The 18,104-nt window shown below is 62.8% G+C and carries 14 protein-coding genes; 9 read left to right on the top strand and 5 right to left on the bottom strand.

What is annotated here, in order from left to right; genetic code table 11:
- Positions 1-79 precede the first annotated feature (79 nt).
- Positions 80-2,320: a TonB-dependent siderophore receptor gene (locus HV355_RS23280; protein WP_182403745.1), complete on the bottom strand. Its 2,241-nt coding sequence runs from the start codon at positions 2,318-2,320 to the stop codon at positions 80-82.
- Positions 2,321-2,466: 146 nt separating this feature from the next.
- Here HV355_RS23280 and fes point away from each other — a divergent pair, with 146 nt between their 5' ends.
- Genes fes through entF form a run of 3 tightly spaced genes read left to right on the top strand, consistent with a single transcriptional unit; the run spans position 2,467 to position 7,743 of the window.
- Positions 2,467-3,666 carry an enterochelin esterase gene (gene fes / locus HV355_RS23275; protein WP_182403743.1) on the top strand — a complete coding sequence of 400 codons (1,200 nt, stop codon included), beginning with the start codon at positions 2,467-2,469 and terminating at the stop codon, positions 3,664-3,666.
- A gap of 10 nt (positions 3,667-3,676) precedes the next feature.
- Positions 3,677-3,889 (top strand): MbtH family NRPS accessory protein, encoded by a 213-nt coding sequence (locus tag HV355_RS23270; RefSeq protein WP_108415813.1) that lies wholly within the window; start codon positions 3,677-3,679, stop codon positions 3,887-3,889.
- Positions 3,886-7,743: an enterobactin non-ribosomal peptide synthetase EntF gene (gene entF, locus HV355_RS23265; RefSeq protein ID WP_182403741.1), complete on the top strand. Its 3,858-nt coding sequence runs from the start codon at positions 3,886-3,888 to the stop codon at positions 7,741-7,743. Before HV355_RS23270 ends, entF begins: the two co-directional genes overlap by 4 nt.
- A gap of 82 nt (positions 7,744-7,825) precedes the next feature.
- Here the strand turns inward: entF and fepC are convergent, their stop codons facing one another.
- Genes fepC through fepD form a run of 3 tightly spaced genes read right to left on the bottom strand, consistent with a single transcriptional unit; the run spans position 7,826 to position 10,610 of the window.
- The gene (gene fepC / locus HV355_RS23260) at positions 7,826-8,620 is read right to left on the bottom strand and encodes an iron-enterobactin ABC transporter ATP-binding protein (protein ID WP_182403739.1); all 795 of its coding nucleotides are present in this window, start codon (positions 8,618-8,620) and stop codon (positions 7,826-7,828) included.
- A complete protein-coding gene (fepG, locus tag HV355_RS23255; RefSeq protein WP_182403808.1) occupies positions 8,617-9,606 on the bottom strand; it encodes an iron-enterobactin ABC transporter permease in 990 nt (329 codons plus the stop codon). The genes fepC and fepG overlap by 4 nt, the downstream gene beginning before the upstream one ends.
- Complete coding sequence (gene fepD, locus HV355_RS23250; RefSeq protein ID WP_174340521.1) at positions 9,606-10,610, bottom strand: Fe(3+)-siderophore ABC transporter permease; 1,005 nt, start codon at positions 10,608-10,610, stop codon at positions 9,606-9,608. The genes fepG and fepD overlap by 1 nt, the downstream gene beginning before the upstream one ends.
- Before the next feature lie 108 nt (positions 10,611-10,718).
- On the opposite strand from fepD, the gene entS reads away from it, so the two are divergent.
- Complete coding sequence (entS, locus tag HV355_RS23245) at positions 10,719-11,945, top strand: enterobactin transporter EntS (protein ID WP_182403737.1); 1,227 nt, start codon at positions 10,719-10,721, stop codon at positions 11,943-11,945.
- A gap of 77 nt (positions 11,946-12,022) precedes the next feature.
- Here entS and fepB read toward each other — a convergent pair whose 3' ends face one another.
- Positions 12,023-12,982: a Fe2+-enterobactin ABC transporter substrate-binding protein gene (gene fepB / locus HV355_RS23240; protein WP_182403735.1), complete on the bottom strand. Its 960-nt coding sequence runs from the start codon at positions 12,980-12,982 to the stop codon at positions 12,023-12,025.
- A gap of 188 nt (positions 12,983-13,170) precedes the next feature.
- On the opposite strand from fepB, the gene entC reads away from it, so the two are divergent.
- From entC to entH, 5 genes are read left to right on the top strand one after another with little or no spacing between them, the layout of a single operon-like run.
- Positions 13,171-14,346 (top strand): isochorismate synthase EntC, encoded by a 1,176-nt coding sequence (gene entC / locus HV355_RS23235; protein WP_182403733.1) that lies wholly within the window; start codon positions 13,171-13,173, stop codon positions 14,344-14,346.
- Positions 14,347-14,355: 9 nt separating this feature from the next.
- The gene (gene entE / locus HV355_RS23230; protein ID WP_182403731.1) at positions 14,356-15,966 is read left to right on the top strand and encodes a (2,3-dihydroxybenzoyl)adenylate synthase EntE; all 1,611 of its coding nucleotides are present in this window, start codon (positions 14,356-14,358) and stop codon (positions 15,964-15,966) included.
- A gap of 10 nt (positions 15,967-15,976) precedes the next feature.
- On the top strand, positions 15,977-16,831 hold the full coding sequence (locus tag HV355_RS23225) for an isochorismatase (protein WP_108415821.1): 855 nt from the start codon (positions 15,977-15,979) through the stop codon (positions 16,829-16,831).
- Positions 16,831-17,586, top strand: a complete 756-nt coding sequence (entA, locus tag HV355_RS23220) for a 2,3-dihydro-2,3-dihydroxybenzoate dehydrogenase EntA (protein ID WP_182403729.1) — start codon at positions 16,831-16,833, stop codon at positions 17,584-17,586. The genes HV355_RS23225 and entA overlap by 1 nt, the downstream gene beginning before the upstream one ends.
- Entirely contained in the window at positions 17,586-17,999 is a 414-nt protein-coding gene (gene entH / locus HV355_RS23215) for a proofreading thioesterase EntH (RefSeq protein ID WP_182403727.1), read from the top strand. The genes entA and entH overlap by 1 nt, the downstream gene beginning before the upstream one ends.
- Positions 18,000-18,104: the final 105 nt, after the last annotated feature.

Here is an 18,104-nt window from a genome sequence, read left to right as displayed (position 1 = left end):
CCTCTATCACTAAATAGTGCGGCCTGATGCCCTCACCCCAACCCTCTCCCACAGGGAGAGGGGGACGTCACTGCCTGTATCAGAATCTTGTGTTTACGCTCATATACCAGGTGCGGCCCGGCTCATTATACGTATACGCACCCGCACCGTACATATACGCACCGGTAGTGGTGTTCCCGGTGGTCTGGGCATTACCCGCGCGCCACTGGCGCTTGTCGAAGACGTTATCCACGCCGCCGGTCAGGCTGACGTTTTTGGTCATGTCCCAGGTCGCGCTCAGGCCCACGATGCTGTACGGGCTGACTTCGTCTTTCTCAGACCCGGTCACCGGCTGACCTTTGTAGTTGTACTTCTTCGGCTGCTGCTTGCCGTACCAGGTAAAGGTCGACTGGAGCGACACGTCCTGATGCACCTGCCAGCTCAGGGTGGAGTTCAGCGTGTACTCAGGAATGATCGACAGACGGTCGCCGGTCTCCTTGTTCTTGCTCTGCAGCATGTAGGTGATGTTGTTGGTCCAGTTGATGGTGTCGCTGACCGGCACGTTCAGGGAGCCTTCCAGACCTTCCACCACCGCCTTCGGCACGTTTTCCCACTGGTAAATATCGGTGGTGACTTTGCTGGTGGACGTCTGGCCAATCGGCGCGTAGCCCGCTTCAATCTTGTTGCGGTAGTCGTTGCGGAACCAGGTCACGCCCGCCAGCCAGCCGTCGCGTTTCCACTCCAGGCCGATCTCTTTGTTGATGCTGGTTTCGGCTTTCAGGTCGTCGTTGCCCATCATGTAGCAGCCCACGCCGTCGGAGCTTGAGTAGCAGCCCTGGCCTTTGCTGTAGAGCAGGTAGTTCGGGTTGGTCTGGTACAGGCTCGGCGCTTTGTAGGCGCGCGCGATCCCCATCTTCAGCGTGAAGTCATCACCCAGACCTTGCGACAGGTTGAGCGACGGGCTCCAGTTATTGCCGACGATGGTGTGGTGGTCGAAGCGCAGCGCCGGGGTCAGCATGGTGCTGTCGGTCAGCTCCATGTTGTTTTCGGCGAACAGGGAGAAGATCTCCGCCGAGGTGTACGGGCTGCGGTCGTCGCTCATGCCCGGAACGGTGCCGCCCTGCAGGGTTTGCGAGAAGGAGGTGGAGTCCTTCATGCGCTGCTGGTTCCACTCGGTGCCCAGGGTCAGGTTCTGGTTGACGATGAAATCAATCGGCAGGTTAATTTCGCTGTGCAGCATCACGTCGGCCAGGTCGGTGTCGGTGAATTTATTGCTGTTGAACAAGCCTTCCGTCCCGCCCGCCAGCCCTTCGCCCAGACGCGAGTTGCGGGTGTGTTCGTACTGCGCCCAGTTGCTGGTGGTGATGCCGTTATCCCAGCCGCCGTTCCAGGTCACTGCAAAGTTCTGGCGGTAGATACGGTTAGTCTCTTTGCCGTAGTTCTTCTTCACCAGCGCGTTATCGTTATTGGTGTTCTGCGTGTCGCCCGCGTAGAGGTTGTTCTGGCGGCTGTAGCCCGCCTCAAACTCAAGGGACTGCATAGGCGCGAAGTCCCAGCGCACCACGCCGTTGATGTCCTTGTTTTCCACGCCCTCACGGCCAGCCGGCAGGGTGTTGGCGTAGGCACCGGTACGATCGGACTGGTGGCCCTGGTTGATGTCCCATGCGTCGGCCTGGGTTTTGTCCAGGTTGCCGAACATGCGGAAGCTGAAGTCGCCGCCCAGCGGACCGCTGAGGCTGAAGTTGGTGCGCTTGGTGGAACCTTCGTCCTTGTGTTCTGGCGCATTCAGGTAGGTGTTCCAGGAGCCGTGCCACTGGTTGTCGAATTTTTTGGTGATGATGTTCACCACGCCGCCAGCCGCGCCGTTACCGTAGCGCGCGGCGGCCGGACCGCGGATCACTTCGATGCGTTCGATCATCTCTGGCGGCACCCAGCCGGTATCGCCGCGGGTGTCACGCTCGCCGCGCCAGCCCAGACGGATGGAGTTACGGCTGGTGACCGGCTTGCCGTCGATCAGGATCAGGGTGTTTTCCGGACCCATGCCGCGAATATCGATCTGGCGGTTGTTTCCGCGCTGGCCGCTGGTGGAGTTCCCGGTCAGGTTGACGCCCGGCATGGTGCGGATGATTTCAGCCACGTCCCGCGCGGGCGGGTTTTTACGGATTTCATCGGCGGTGATGGTCGACACGCCTGGCGCCTGCAGGTTCTGCTCGGCGGCGGTGATCACCATCGTGTCTTCGTGCTGCGCGGTAGCGGTGTTGTCGTCTGCCATGGCAGGCAGCGCGACACCATAAATCCCTAAATTGACCAGCAAGGCCAGAGAGTGAATCTTCTTATTCATTGTACGTCCCGCTTTTATGGTTATTTAATGAGCGCGCTTCCCACAGCGCGGGCATTACGCTATTGCAAATGCAAATAGTTATCAATAATATTATCAATAAAATTTGTCCTGAAACAAAAAAGACTGTTAAACATGAGGTTATAAGGGTGACGGCGTTAACAACGGGAAGTGAAGCCTGGTGGCAGTCCAAAAACGGGCCAGAATGGGAACGTCTGAAGGCGAATTATCGCGTCACCTTCTGGTGGCGTGACCCGGCAGGAACGCAGAAAACGTCAACGGTTAAACGCGTCTGGCTCTACGTCACCGGTGTGACCGATCACCATCAAAATGCCCGTCCGCAGTCCCTTGAACGTATCCCGGATACCGACGTCTGGCAGTGGCAGGGCGAGTTCAGCCCGGAATGGCGCGGCAGCTACTGTTTTATCCCCTCCGACAATGAAAACGATTTTGCCAGCGCAGTGTTTGAAGGCGATCAGCCGGACCGCATGGCGCTGCGCGAAGGCTGGCGCAAACTATTGCCGCACGCGGTGTCCGACCCGCTGAATGCCCAGAGCTGGCGCGGCGGGCGCGGGCACGCCGTCTCGGCGCTGGAGATGCCGGAGGCGCCCGTACAGCCCGGCTGGAACCATCCCGATACCCCTTACAAAAAGCCTGTCTGCATTGAGTGGCACAGCGCGCGTCTGAAGAACCGTCGCCGCGTGTGGATTTTTACCACCGGGGATGAAAGCCCCGAGCGCCCGCTGGCGGTGCTGCTCGACGGGCAGTTCTGGGCCGAAAGCATGCCCGTCTGGCCTGCGCTGGCGTCGCTCACCCATGAAGGCAAACTGCCGCCTGCGGTCTATGTCTTAATCGACGTGATTGACACCGCACACCGCAGCCGCGAGCTGCCGTGTAACCCTGATTTCTGGCTGGCGGTGCAGGACGAACTTCTCCCGCAGGTGAAAAGCATGGCCCCGTTCAGCGACCGCGCCGACCATACCGTGGTGGCGGGTCAGAGCTTCGGCGGGCTCTCTTCCCTCTATGCGGGCCTCAACTGGCCGCAGCGTTTTGGCTGCATCCTCAGCCAGTCCGGCTCCTACTGGTGGCCGCACCGCGGCGCGCAGCAGGACGGGCTGCTCATCGAACAACTTAAAGCGGGTGAAAAAACCGCACGCGGGCTGCGCATTGTCCTCGAGGCCGGGCGCAACGAGCCGCTTATCTTCCGCGCGAATCAGGCGATTTTCGCCGAACTACACACGCAGCAGCCGATTTTCTGGCGTCAGGTTGACGGCGGGCACGATGCGCTTTGCTGGCGCGGTGGGCTGACGCAGGGGCTGATGACCCTCTGGCAGCCGCTTATTCACTAACGGAGTCTGTATGGAATTCAGCAATCCTTTCGATAATCCGCAGGGACAGTTCGCCATTCTGCAAAACGTCCAGGGGCAGTACAGCCTGTGGCCGCAGCAGTGCGAATTGCCCGCAGGCTGGCGCGTTGTCTGCGAGCCGCAGTCCCAGGAGGCGTGCCAGCAGTGGCTTGCCGGGCATTGGCAAACGCTTATCCCGTCCCATTTTGCGGAGGGGAGCGCATGAACCGTCTTCCTCTCGTTGCCGCCCAGCCGGGTATCTGGATGGCGGAGCAGCTTTCCTCCCTGCCAAACGCCTGGAGCGTGGCGCACTACACCGAACTGAAAGGCGACATCGATGCGCCGCTGCTGGCAAAGGCGATTGCCGCTGGCATGATGCAGGCCGATACCCTGCGCACGCGTTTTGCCGAGGATAACGGCGAGGTGTGGCAGTGGGTGGATGACACCTTCATTCTGCCGGAGCCGTCCATCGTTCGCGCTACCTCTCACGACGCCGCCGTGGCGCTGATGGAGGCCGATCTCAACCAGAACCTGCGCGTCGACAGCGGGCAGCCGCTGGCGTTTCACCAGCTGATTCAGGTGGGGGAAAGCCACTGGTACTGGTATCAGCGCTATCACCATCTGGTGGTGGATGGCTTCAGCTTCCCGGCCATTACCCGCCAGATCGCCGCGATTTATACCGCCTGGAAAAAGGGTGAGCCGACGCCTGCATCCCCGTTTACACCGTTTGCCGAGGTGGTGGACGAGTATCAGCGCTATCGCGACAGCGAGGCATACGCGCGCGACGGTGCCTTCTGGGCAGAGCAGCGCAAGCAGCTTCCTTCTCCGGTCTCGCTCTCTTCCGCGCCGCTGCCGGGACGCGCCGCCACTACCGACATTCTGCGCCTGAAAATTGCAATGGACGGCCGCGCCTTTAGCCAGCTTGCACAGGCGGCAGGGCAGGCGCAGCGCACCGATCTGGCGCTTGCGCTGGTGGCGCTGTGGCTGGGCCGCCTCACCGGACGGCTGGACTACGCCGCCGGGTTTATCTTTATGCGCCGCATGGGCTCCGCGGCGCTCACCGCGACCGGGCCGGTGCTGAACGTGCTGCCGCTGGCGGTCAATATCGACGCGCAGGAGAGCCTGCCCGCGCTGGCGCTGCGCCTGGCGAACCAGCTGAAAAAAATGCGCCGCCATCAGCGCTACGACGCCGAGCAGATCGTGCGCGATAGCGGGCGTGCCGCAGGCGACGAAGCGCTGTTTGGCCCGGTGCTGAACGTTAAGGTTTTCGATTATCAGCTGGATATCGACGGCGTGGAGGCCATCACCCACACGCTGGCAACCGGCCCGGTGAACGATCTGGAGTTGGCGCTGTTCCCGGACGAACAGGGTGGCTTGAGCATTGAGATCCTCGCCAATAAACAGCGTTACGATGAGGCGACGCTTACTCGTCACGTGGCGCGCCTGAACGCGATGCTGCTGCAGTTTTCGGCTAATCCGGACCTGCGCTGCGGCGAAGTGGAAACCGTTTCAGAGCAGGAATACGCGAAGCTCGCCCGCATCAACGATACCGGGCTGGCGCTGCCGTCTACCACGCTGGCGGATCTGGTGGCGGAGCAGGCGAGCAAAACGCCGGACGCCCCCGCGCTGGTGGATGCGCACATCGAACTGAACTATCGTCAGATGCGCGAGCAGGTGGTCGCGCTGGCAAACCTGCTGCGCGCACGCGGCGTGAAGCCGGGCGACAGCGTGGCGGTGGCACTTCCGCGCTCTGTGTTCCTGACGCTGGCGCTGCACGGCATCGTCGAGGCCGGTGCCGCGTGGCTGCCGCTGGATACCGGCTACCCGGACGACCGCCTGCGGATGATGCTGGAGGACGCGAAGCCGTCCCTGCTCATTACCACCGACGAGCAGCTCCCGCGCTTTAGCGATCTGCCGATTACGACGTTTAGTTACAACACACTGTTACCGGCTGAGAATGCGGAACCGCTGCGCCTGGCGACGCCGGAGCAGACGGCGTACATCATCTTTACCTCCGGTTCGACGGGACGCCCGAAAGGGGTCATGGTCGGCCATACTGCTATCGTTAACCGCCTGAAGTGGATGCAGGACCATTACCCTCTGACGGCGTTTGACGTGGTGGCACAGAAAACGCCGTGCAGCTTTGACGTGTCGGTGTGGGAGTTCTGGTGGCCGTTTATCGCCGGGGCGAAGCTGGTGATGGCCGAGCCGGACGCGCACCGCGATCCGCAGGCAATGCAGAGTTTCTTCGCGCAGTACGGCGTGACCACCACCCACTTCGTGCCGTCGATGCTGGCGGCCTTTGTCGCCTCGCTGACCCCGGAAAACGCGGCGTGCTGCAAAACCCTTAAGCAGGTGTTCTGTAGCGGCGAAGCGCTGCCGACCGGGCTGTGCCGGGAGTGGGAACAGCTCACCCGTGCGCCGCTGCACAACCTCTATGGTCCAACGGAAGCGGCGGTGGATGTGAGCTGGTATCCGGCGTTTGGCCCCGAGCTGGCGGCGGTGGAGGGCAACAGCGTGCCAATTGGCTTCCCGGTGTGGAACACGGGGCTACGCATCCTTGACGCGATGATGCGCCCGGTGCCGTTCGGTGTGGCGGGCGACCTTTACCTCACCGGCATTCAGCTGGCGCAGGGGTATCTGGGCCGTCCGGACCTCACCGCCAGCCGCTTTATTGCCGATCCGTTTGCCCCCGGCGAGCGGATGTACCGCACCGGCGACGTTGCCCGCTGGCTGGACAACGGCGCGGTGGAATATCTCGGCCGCAGTGACGATCAGCTGAAAATTCGCGGCCAGCGCATCGAGCTGGGCGAAATCGACCGGGCGATGCTCGCGCTGCCGGATGTGGCCCAGGCGGTGGCGCACGCCTGCGTGTTCAACCAGGCGGCTGCCACGGGCGGCGATGCCCGCCAGCTGGTGGGATACGTTGTCTCCGAATCCGGCTTACCGCTGGATCGCGACGCGCTGCTGGCGTCGCTCAAAGCCCAGCTGCCGCCGCACATGGTGCCGGTGGTGCTGCTGCAAATCAGCGCGCTGCCGCTCAGCGCGAACGGCAAGCTTGATCGCAAAGCGCTGCCGCTGCCGGAGCTGACGAGTAAATCCTCCGGCCGTGCGCCGGAGACGGAAACCGAAGTCGCCGTCGCGCAGGCGTTTTCCGCGCTGCTGGGCTGCGAGGTGAACGACATTGAAGCCGACTTCTTTGCTCTCGGCGGCCACTCGCTGCTGGCGATGCGCCTGGCGGCACAGCTTAGCCGCGCGTTCGACCGCAAGGTTACGCCGGGGCAGATTATGGTCGCCTCCACGGTGAGCAAGCTCGGCGCGCTGCTGGACTCGCAGATGAGCGACGAGCAGGCGCAGCGCCTGGGGTATGAAACCCTGCTGCCGCTGCGCGAGAGCGACGGCCCAACGCTGTTCTGCTTCCATCCGGCGTCCGGCTTTGCCTGGCAGTTTAGCGTGCTGGCGCGCTACCTCAGCCCGCGCTGGTCTATCGTCGGCATTCAGTCGCCGCGCCCGGACGGGCCGATGCAGCAGCGTGCGGATCTGGATGGAGTAATCGAACATCACCTGAATACGTTGCGCAAGCAGCAGCCGCAGGGGCCGTATTACCTGTTCGGCTATTCCCTCGGCGGCACGCTGGCGCAGGGCATTGCGGCGCGTCTTCGCGAGTTGGGTGAAGAGGTGGCCTTCCTCGGCCTGCTGGATACCTGGCCACCGGAAACCCAGAACTGGGCTGAGAAAGAGGCCAACGGCCTCGACCCGGAGGTGCTGGCGGAAATCGAGCGCGAGCGCCAGGCGTTTATCGCCGCCCAGCAGGGGCAAGGCTCCAGCGAGCTGTTTAGCGCCATTGAGGGCAACTACGCCGACGCGGTGCGGCTACTGACCACGGCGCACAGCGCGCGGTTTGAGGGTAAAGCGACGCTGTTTGTCGCCGAGCGCACGCGAACGATGGATCCGCAAGTTGCGTGGGCGCCGTGGGTAGCGGAGCTTGATGTGTACAGCCAGGACTGCGCCCACGTGGATATCATTTCACCGCAGGCGTTTGAGAAGATTGGGCCGGTACTGAAGGAAATTTTAGTATAGTGCAAATGCCCGGTGGCGCTGCGCTTACCGGGCCTACGGGAGCCGAGTGTAGGCCGGGTAAGGCGCAGCCGCCACCCGGCAATTACCGCCGACCTAACGGCACCACCAGCGGCGTGCCCGCCACCGGATCGTCAATAATCATGCAGCGCATGCCGTAGATCCGCTCGATCAGCTCCGGCGTCACAATCTCTTTCGGCGCGCCTTGCGCCACAATCTCACCGTCTCGCAAGGCAATCAGATGCGTGGCGTAGCGGCACGCCTGGTTTAAATCGTGCAGCACCGCTGCCAGGGTGTAGCCCTGCGTGCGGTTCAGCTCGCTCAGCAGCTCCAGCAGGTCAATCTGATGGCTGATGTCGAGCCAGGTCGTCGGCTCGTCCAGCAGCATGATGGAGGTCTCCTGCGCCAGCACCATCGCGATCCACGCCCGCTGACGCTGCCCGCCGGAGAGGGTGTCCACGCTTTGCAGGGCGAGATCGGTAATCCCCGTCGCCCGCATCGCTCGGCTGACCGCCTCGTCATCCTCTTTACGCCAGCGGGTAAACAGCGGCTGGTGCGGGTAGCGCCCGCGCGAGACCAGCTCCTGTACCGTGATGTCTCCCGGTGTGGTGGCGTTTTGCGCCAGCAGCCCGATGCGCCGCGCTACCTCTTTGCTGGCGAAGCGCTGGATCTGCTCCCCGTCGAGGAACACGCTGCCTTCAGCCGGTGTCATCAGGCGGCTCAGCGTGCGCAGCAGGGTCGATTTGCCGCAGCCGTTCGGCCCGATGATTGCCGTAAAATGGCCGTCCGGAATGGCGACGGATAAGTCACGGGCAATGATTTTTTTGCCGTAGCCGAGGGTAAGATTTTCGCCGCGCAAGCGGGTGGTTGTGTCTGTCATTTCTTGCGTGACTCCTGAACGAGCAAGACGATGAGGTAAATCCCGCCGAGGCTGACGGTCACCACGCCCACCGGCAGTTGATAAGGCATAAACAGCCGCTGGGCGCAGAGATCGGCGGCGAGCAGCAACAATGCGCCGCACAGCGCCGCCTGGGTTAATCCCCAGCGCGCCGTGCCGCTAAGACGGCGGGCGATGTGCGGTGCCACGAGGGCGATAAACGAGATCGGCCCGGCGATAGCGGTAGAGGCGGCGGTCAGCAGTACGGCAACCAGCATCAGCATCAGGCGCGAGCGCTCGACGCCCACCCCCAGCGCGCAGGCGCTGTCGTCGCCCATCTCCAGCAGGCGCATGCGCCGCACCAGCAGCAGCGCGCCGATAAACATCAGCAAAATCAGCGGCGCGGCGGGCCAGGTTTTGCCCCACGTCAGGCCGTTGAGCGAACCGGCGTACCACAGCCCGGCGGAGAGCGCGGTTTCCAGCGAGGCCTGCAGTAAAAGCCAGGTGTTAAACGCCATCAGCATGGCGCGGATGCCGATCCCGATGATGATCAGGCGGAAGGTGTCGATGCCGTTGCGCCAGGCCAGCGCCCAGATCAGTAATGACGTCAGAATGCCGCCTGCCATCGCCGTAAAGGTAATCGCCGTCAGGTGCTGACCAAACAGCACCATCGCCACCAGCACGCCGCTCCAGGCCCCGGTGTTGAGGCCCATCACGTCCGGGCTGCCGAGCGGGTTGCGCATCAGCGACTGGAATATCGCACCGCTCACCCCGAGCGCCGCGCCCACCAGAATCGCCATCGCCACGCGCGGCAGTCGCCACTCCGTCACCACCATGTTGATGTTGCGCGGCGCACTGCCGAGCAGGGCGTTGAAGACCTGAGTGAAGTCGAGCGTCACCGCGCCGCTGCGCAGGCTCCAGACCGCCAGTAGCAGAATGGCGATAAGCAGCAGCGAGACGCTGGTGAGTAAACGACGGGACGGGGCCATCATGCGCCACCTCCGCGTTTACGGCGTACCAGGAAGATCAGCACCGGCGCGCCGATAAAGGCGCTGACCACCGAGACGCGCAGCTCGCCGGGCACCAGCAGGCGGCCCAGCACGTCGGCAAACAGCAGCAGGGCAGGGGTCGCCAGCAGCGTGACCGGCAGCGACCAGCGGTGATCCGCCCCCACCAGCCAGCGCGCCATGTGCGGCATCATCAGGCCAATAAAGGCGATAGGGCCGACCACGGCGGTCGCGCTGCCGCACAGCACGGTGATGGCAAGCAGACCAATCAGCTGCGTGCGCGCCACGCGGTTGCCGAGGGCGGTCGCGGTGTCGCTGCCGAGACTCAGGCTGTTGAGCGCGCGGCTTAAAAACAGCGCCACGGCGGCAGCGATAATGACCGGGATCGCCACCACTTTTAACGTTTCAAGGGTGCGAATATCCAGCGAACCGGCCTGCCAGAAGCGCAGCTGGTCGTAGACGTCCGGGTTGAGCAGGGCGATGCCGTTGGATAAGCCTTCCAGCACCGCCGCGAGCGCCACGCCCGCAAGCGTTAAACGTACCGGACTCAGCTGGCCGCCGCCCTGGCTGCCGGTAAAGGCGACGACCAGCGAGGCGGCCAGCGCGCCGCAGAAGGCCATCGCCAGCTGTTCGGAAGGTGAGGTCAACCCGAACAGCGCCGCGCCGAGCACGATGGCAAAGCTGGCGCCGGAGTTAACGCCGAGAATGCCGGGGTCCGCCAGCGGGTTACGGGTAAGGGTTTGCATCAGGGCACCGGCAAGGCCGAGCGCGCCACCCGCCAGCAGTCCGGCAAGCGTGCGGGGGAGTCGGGCGTCGAGCACGATAATGCAGTCAGCGCTCTGGCAGGTGCCGGAAAGCGCATCAACGATAACGGACGCGGGCAGCGGCTTCGCGCCCACCAGCAGGCTGAGTGCAACCGCAAGGCTCAGGAGCAGCAGTAAAACGGGCACGGCAACGGCGCGCACCGCAGAAGAGGAAAACGACATAGCAACATCCATGATTTGATAATGATAGTGATTATCGTTATCTATCTTATTTGGCTATGTTAGCATGTGCGCCCATGGAAAGGGTAGAAATAGACTCAAGGCTTTGTCATGAATCAAAAATCCTGGCTGCTCAACCTCAGCCTGCTGAAAACGCACCCGGCGTATCGCGCCGTATTTATCGCTCGCTTTATCTCCATTTTGTCCCTCGGGCTGCTCGGCGTGGCCGTGCCGGTACAGATCCAGACCCTGACGCACTCCAGCTGGCTGGTGGGGTTATCCGTCACCTTAACCGGCGGGGCGATGTTCATCGGCCTGATGGTCGGCGGTGTGCTGGCGGACCGCTACGAGCGTAAAAAGCTGATCCTGCTGGCGCGCGGCACCTGCGGCGTGGGCTTTATCGGGCTGTGTCTGAACGCCATGCTGCCGGAGCCGTCGCTGATCGCCATTTACGCGCTGGGGCTGTGGGACGGTTTCTTCGCCTCGCTGGGCGTGACGGCGCTGCTGGCGGCAACGCCCGCGCTGGTCGGGCGCGAGAATCTGATGCAGGCGGGGGCGATCACCATGCTCACCGTGCGCCTCGGCTCGGTGATTTCGCCGATGATGGGCGGCCTGCTGCTGGCGACCGGCAACGTGGCGTGGAACTACGGGCTGGCGGCGGCGGGGACCTTTATCACCACCCTGACCCTGCTGCGCCTGCCGCTGCTGCCGCCTCCGCCGCAGCCGCGCGAGCATCCGCTGAAATCGCTGATGGCCGCTATTCGTTTCCTGTTCAGCAACCCGCTGATTGGCGGGATTGCGCTGCTCGGCGGCCTGCTGACGATGGCGAGCGCCGTGCGCGTGCTCTACCCGGCGCTGGCGGGAGAGTGGCAGATGAGCGCCTCGGAGATTGGCGTGCTGTACGCCGCCATTCCGCTCGGCGCGGCCTGCGGGGCACTGACCAGCGGCAACCTGGCGCAAAGCGCGCGTCCGGGGTTGATTATGCTGTTTGCCACGCTGGCGTCGTTTATCGCGATTGGCTTCTTCAGCCTGATGCCGGTGTGGGCGCTGGGGGTGATGTGTCTGGTGATCTTCGGCTGGCTGAGCGCGGTCAGCTCTCTTTTGCAGTACACGCTGATCCAGACCCAGACGCCGGAAGGGATGCTAGGGCGCATTAACGGCCTGTGGACGGCGCAGAACGTGACGGGGGATGCGATTGGCGCGGCGATCCTCGGCGGGCTGGGGGCGATAATGACCCCGGTGGCCTCGGCGAGCTGCGGCGGGTTTGCGTTAGCGATGGTTGGCGTAATTTTATTGGCGGTTTTGGTGGAGTTGCGTCGGTTCAGGCAGAACCTGTAGGTCGGGTAAGGCGTAGCCGCCACCCGACAAAATGCCCGGTGGCGCTGCGCTTACCGGGCCTACGGGAAACGTGCCTCTTATTTAAAAATTGAATTCAAACGCTGCAACACCAACATCGCGCTGTAATAATCCAGGCGGAACGTCTCGGTTCCCAATGCCCAAACCCGTTTGTTTTTCACCGACGGCAGATGCGCCAGCAGCGGATTGGCGTAAATCGCGTCGACGTCTTTCTTATCGCCGGCAAACACAAACAGCCCTTCACCGTTCAGCCCCGTCGCCAGGTTTTCTCCACCCAACTGAATAATGTCGTGGCGTTTGCCCTGGCTTTTGGAGGTCTGCAGCCCGGCGGGCAGCTCCGCCAGCGTAAAGCCCAACTCGTGCAGCAGCTTGCCCTGCGCGGATTCCGCGGTCCACAGGTTGGCGCTGTGCGCGGCGGCGGTGTAGACGATGGCGTTCACCGGCTGCGGCGGCAGCTTCATCTGCTCTTTTACCTGCGCGAGCTGTTTATCAAAGGCGGCAATGCGCCCGGCGGCCTGTTTTTCCTGCCCGGTGAAGGTGCCCAACTGGGTCAGCAGTTCCTGCCAGCTCTTGTCGTCGTAGTTGATGATAAGCGTCGGGGCGATGGCGGAGAGCTGATCGCACAGCGCCAGCGCGGAATCCCCGCCGGTGGCGCTGATCAAAATCAGATCCGGCATCTGGGCGGCAACCGCTTCGGCGCTCGGCTCGCCAATGTACAGCCGCGCAACCTTGCGCTGTTTCGCAATATCCCCCCACTGGCGCAGGAAACCCTGCCCATCCGCCACGCGGTTGTTCGGCGTGGTGGCGCCGCTGGCGACGACCGGGGCGTCAATCGCCAGCAGGGAGCCGGTTAAGGTCACGCTGGTGGAGACAATGCGCGTCGGCTTGCTCTCAAGGGTATGCACGCCGCGGCTGTCGGTCACCTGGCGCGGCCAGTCGGCGGCGGTCGCTGAGGTTAGTCCTAAAACAAAAAGACCTGTCAGAAGAAAGGCATTACGGCAAAGGGCAGGGAATTTCACTGAGCGGCATCCTGTTATCGTTGAAGTTAATGCTTCTCATTTTCATGATTGCCGGGAAGGGATGCAAGCGTTTGTCGCACAAGTTGTTTGACCGACGGTTGACAGCGGGGCGCTGTGGGATTAGGTTAGCCGACGAAAATATAAATGATAATCATTATTGCTTCTTTTATCATTTTGAGGAGGATGATATGGATACGTCCCTGGCTGAGGAAGTTCAGCACACCGCAACCACGCTGCAATCAGACAGCTTTTTCTTTATGTCGCCTTACCGCAGTTTTACGACGTCCGGCTGCGTTGCCCGCTTTTCTGAGTCCGCCGTTGGCGGCGACGATCCGGCAGGCCGCTTCCAGCAGAAATTAGCTCAGGCTTTTCAGAACGCGAAGGCCAGCGGCATCGCCCATCCGGTCATGGTAGGGGCAATCCCATTCGATACCCGCAAGCCGTCGTCGCTGTTTATTCCCGAACGCTGGCAGACGTTTTCTCGCCCGGCGCGTCAGCAGTCTTCACGCTATTTCTCCGGTGCGCAGTCACTGAATATTGAAAAACGTACCGAGATCCCCCCGCAGCCTGTGTTTGAAGAGATGGTCGCCCGCGCCGCGGCGCTGACCGCCACGCCGCAGGTGAACAAGGTCGTGCTGTCGCGCCTGATTGATATTGCGACAGATAACAACATTGATAGCGGTGCGTTGATGGAGCGTCTTATCGCTCAGAACCCGGCGAGCTTTAATTTCCACGTGCCGCTGGAAGACGGCGGCGTGCTGCTGGGGGCAAGCCCCGAACTGCTGCTGCGCAAAGAGGGCGCGCACTTTAGCTCGCTGCCGCTGGCAGGCTCGGCGCGTCGTCAGCCGGACGACGTATTAGATCGCGAAGCGGGCAATAAGCTGCTGGCCTCCGAAAAAGACCGTCACGAGCACGACCTGGTGACCCAGGCGATGAAGGCCATTCTGGCACCGCGCAGCCACCATCTCAGCATGCCGGATTCTCCTCAGTTGATTACCACGCCGACGCTGTGGCATCTGGCAACGCCGGTAGAGGGCGAGGCGCGTGAAAATGAAAACGCCCTGACGCTGGCCTGCCTGCTGCACCCGACGCCGGCACTGAGCGGTTTCCCGCATCAGGCGGCAAAACAGCTGATTGCCGAGCTGGAGCCGTTCGACCGCGAGCTGTTCGGCGGCATCGTCGGCTGGTGCGACAGCGAAGGCAACGGCGAGTGGGTGGTGACCATCCGCTGCGCGCGTCTGCATAAAAACACCGTTCGCCTGTTTGCCGGTGCGGGCATTGTTCCCGCTTCCTCGCCGGTGAGCGAGTGGCGCGAAACCGGTGTGAAGCTCTCCACCATGCTCAACGTATTTGGTTTGCACTAAGGAAGACTCATGACCATCCCTTTTACCCGCTGGCCTGAGGAATTTGCCCGCCGCTACCGCGAAAAAGGCTACTGGCAGGATCTGCCGTTGACCCACATCCTGACGGACCATGCGGACAGCGATGCCGTGGCGATAATCGACGGCGAGCGGCACATTACCTACCGCGCGTTTAATCAGGCGGTGAACAACCTGGCGTCCGCCCTTGAGGCGCAGGGGCTGCACCGCGGCGAGACCGCGCTGGTGCAGCTCGGCAACGTGGCCGAGTTCTACATCACCTTCTTCGCGCTGCTGCAAATCGGCGTCGCGCCGGTGAACGCGCTCTTTAGCCATCAGCGCAGCGAGCTGAACGCCTACGCGGAGCAGATCAAACCCGCCGTGCTGATTGCCGATCGCGACCACGCCCTGTTCGCTGGCGATGACTTCCTCAATGCATTTGTGGATGAACACCGTTCCGTGCGCGTCGTGGTGCTGCGCAGCGATAAGGGCGAACATGCGCTGGAAGCGGCGATTGCGCGTCCGGCGGATAACTTCATCCCGAATCCGACGCCCGCCGACGAAGTGGCTTTTTTCCAGCTTTCCGGCGGCAGCACCGGCACGCCGAAGCTGATCCCGCGCACGCATAACGATTACGACTACAGCATCCGCCGCAGCAACGAGATTTGCGGCATTACTGCCGAGACCCGTTATCTGAACGCGCTGCCCGCGGCGCATAACTACGCCATGAGCTCGCCGGGATCGTTAGGCGTCTTCACCGCGGGCGGCTGCGTGGTGCTGGCGAACGATCCGAGCGCGACGTTCTGCTTCCCGCTGATTGAACGGCATCAGATCAACGTCACCTCGCTGGTGCCCCCGGCGGTGAGCCTGTGGCTGCAGGCGATTGCCGACGGCGCGGGGAACGCGCAGCTGAGATCTCTGAAGCTGCTTCAGGTGGGCGGCGCGCGCCTCTCCGCCACGCTCGCGGCGCGCATTCCGGCGGAAATCGGCTGCCAGCTTCAGCAGGTGTTCGGCATGGCGGAAGGGCTGGTGAACTACACCGCGCTCGACGACGCGCCGGAACGCATCATCAACACCCAGGGCCGTCCGATGTGCCCGGACGACGAAGTGTGGGTGGCGGACGAGCACGGCAACCCGCTGCCGCGCGGTGAGGTCGGGCGTCTGATGACGCGCGGGCCGTATACCTTCCGCGGCTATTTCAACAGCCCGGAACACAACGCCAGCGCCTTCGATGCGAACGGTTTCTACTGCTCAGGGGATCTGATCGCCATTGACGAGCAGGGCTACATCACCGTGCAGGGGCGCGAGAAAGATCAGATCAACCGCGGCGGGGAGAAGATCGCCGCCGAAGAGATTGAAAACCTGCTGCTGCGCCACGAGGCGGTGATCCACGCCGCGCTGGTGAGCATGGAGGACAGCCTGCTGGGCGAAAAAAGCTGCGCGTACCTGGTGGTGAAACAGCCCCTGCGCGCGGTGGAGGTGCGCCGCTTCCTGCGCGAGCAGGGCGTTGCCGAATTTAAGCTGCCGGACCGCGTGGAGAGCGTGGATGCGCTCCCGCTAACGCCGGTCGGCAAAGTCGATAAGAAACAGTTGCGCCTGTGGCTTGCTGAACGCGCCCGGGGCTGAGGAACAGAGTATGGCTATCCCAAAATTAACCGCTTACGCGCTGCCGACCGCCGCAGAGCTGCCGACTAACAAGGTGAACTGGAGCTTTGAGCCGGAACGCGCCGCGCTGTTGATCCACGATATGCAGGAGTATTTCCTGAACTTCTGGGGCGAAAACAGCGCGATGATGCAGCAGGTGGTGGCGAATATCGCCAGACTGCGCGCTTACTGCAAAGCGCACAATATTCCGGTGTACTACACCGCCCAGCCGAAAGAGCAGAGCGATGAAGACCGCGCCCTGCTGAACGACATGTGGGGGCCGGGCCTGACCCGCTCGCCGGAGCAGCAGCGCATCGTCTCTGAACTCACGCCGGACGAAGCCGACACGGTGCTGGTCAAGTGGCGCTACAGCGCGTTTCACCGCTCGCCGCTGGAGCAGATGTTGAAAGAGACGGGCCGCAACCAGCTGCTGATTACCGGCGTGTACGCCCATATCGGCTGTATGACCACCGCCACTGATGCCTTTATGCGCGACATCAAGCCGTTCTTTATTGCCGACGCGCTGGCGGATTTCACCCGCGACGAGCACCTGATGTCGCTGAATTACGTAGCAGGGCGCTCGGGACGCGTGGTGATGACCGACGAGCTGCTGCCGTCCGTTCCGGCCTCGAAGGCCGCGCTGCGCGAGCTGATCCTGCCGCTGCTGGACGAATCCGACGAGCCGATGGATGACGAAAACCTGATCGACTACGGTCTGGATTCGGTGCGCATGATGGCGCTGGCCGCCCGCTGGCGCAAAGTGCACGGCGACATTGATTTCGTGATGCTGGCAAAAAATCCCACAATCGACGCCTGGTGGGCGCTGCTGTCCCGCGAGGTGAAGTAATGGCGGGTTTCGATTTTACCGGTAAAACGATCTGGGTGACGGGCGCGGGCAAAGGGATTGGCTACGCGACGGCGCTGGCGTTTGTGGATGCTGGCGCGCAGGTGACCGGGTTCGACCTGGCGTTTCCGCTGGGTGATTATCCGTTCGCCATCGAAACGCTGGACGTGGCGGATTTTGCTCAGGTCAGCGATGCGTGTGGCCGTTTGCTTAGTACCCTTGAGCGTCTGGACGTGCTGGTCAACGCGGCGGGTATTCTGCGCATGGGGGCGACGGACCAGCTCTCTCTGGAGGACTGGCAGCAGACCTTCGCGGTCAACGTCGGCGGCGCGTTCAACCTGTTCCAGCAGACGATGGGCCAGTTTCGCCGTCAGCAGGGCGGGGCGATAGTCACCGTGGCGTCCGACGCGGCGCACATGCCGCGCATCGGCATGAGCGCCTACGGTGCGTCGAAAGCGGCGCTGAAAAGCCTGGCCCTGACCGTCGGGCTGGAGCTGGCGGGCAGCGGCGTGCGCTGCAACCTGGTGTCGCCGGGCTCAACGGACACCGATATGCAGCGCACCCTGTGGAAAAGCGACGATGCGGAGCAGCAGCGCATTCGCGGCTTTGGCGAGCAGTTTAAGCTCGGCATTCCGCTGGGCAAAATCGCCCGTCCGCAGGAGATTGCCAGCACGGTGCTGTTCCTGGCATCCGATGCCGCCAGCCATATCACCCTGCAGGATATCGTGGTGGACGGCGGCTCCACGCTGGGGGCGTGATGATCTGGAAACGTCATTTATCGCTTGAGGAGCTGAATTCCACCAGCATGAACACCCTCGTGGCGCATCTCGGTATCGTCTATACCCGTATCGGTGACGACACGCTGGAAGCGGAGATGCCGGTGGATGCGCGCACCCATCAACCGTTTGGCCTGCTGCACGGCGGCGCGTCGGCGGCGCTGGCGGAAACGCTGGGATCGATGGCCGGTTTTCTGATGACCCGCGACGGACAGAACGTGGTGGGCACGGAGCTGAACGCCACGCACCATCGCGCGGTGTCGCACGGCAGGGTGCGCGGGGTGTGCCAGCCGCTGCATCTGGGGCGCTCCAGCCAGAGCTGGGAAATTGTGGTGTTCGACGAGCAGGGGCGGCGGTGCTGTACCTGCCGGTTGAGTACGATGGTGTTGGGTTGAACGGTGCAGAATTGCCGGGTGGCGGCTTCGCCTTACCCGGCCTACACCTCACACGTAGGCCCGGTAAGCGAAGGGTATGAACCGGAAACATGGGTAACACTTTAG

The organism is Enterobacter sp. RHBSTW-01064 (assembly GCF_014103035.1).
Taxonomy (GTDB): Bacteria; Pseudomonadota; Gammaproteobacteria; order Enterobacterales; family Enterobacteriaceae; genus Enterobacter; species Enterobacter mori.
The sequence above is the reverse complement of the archived record's forward strand: the minus strand, read 5'-3'. Positions and strand labels throughout refer to the sequence as shown.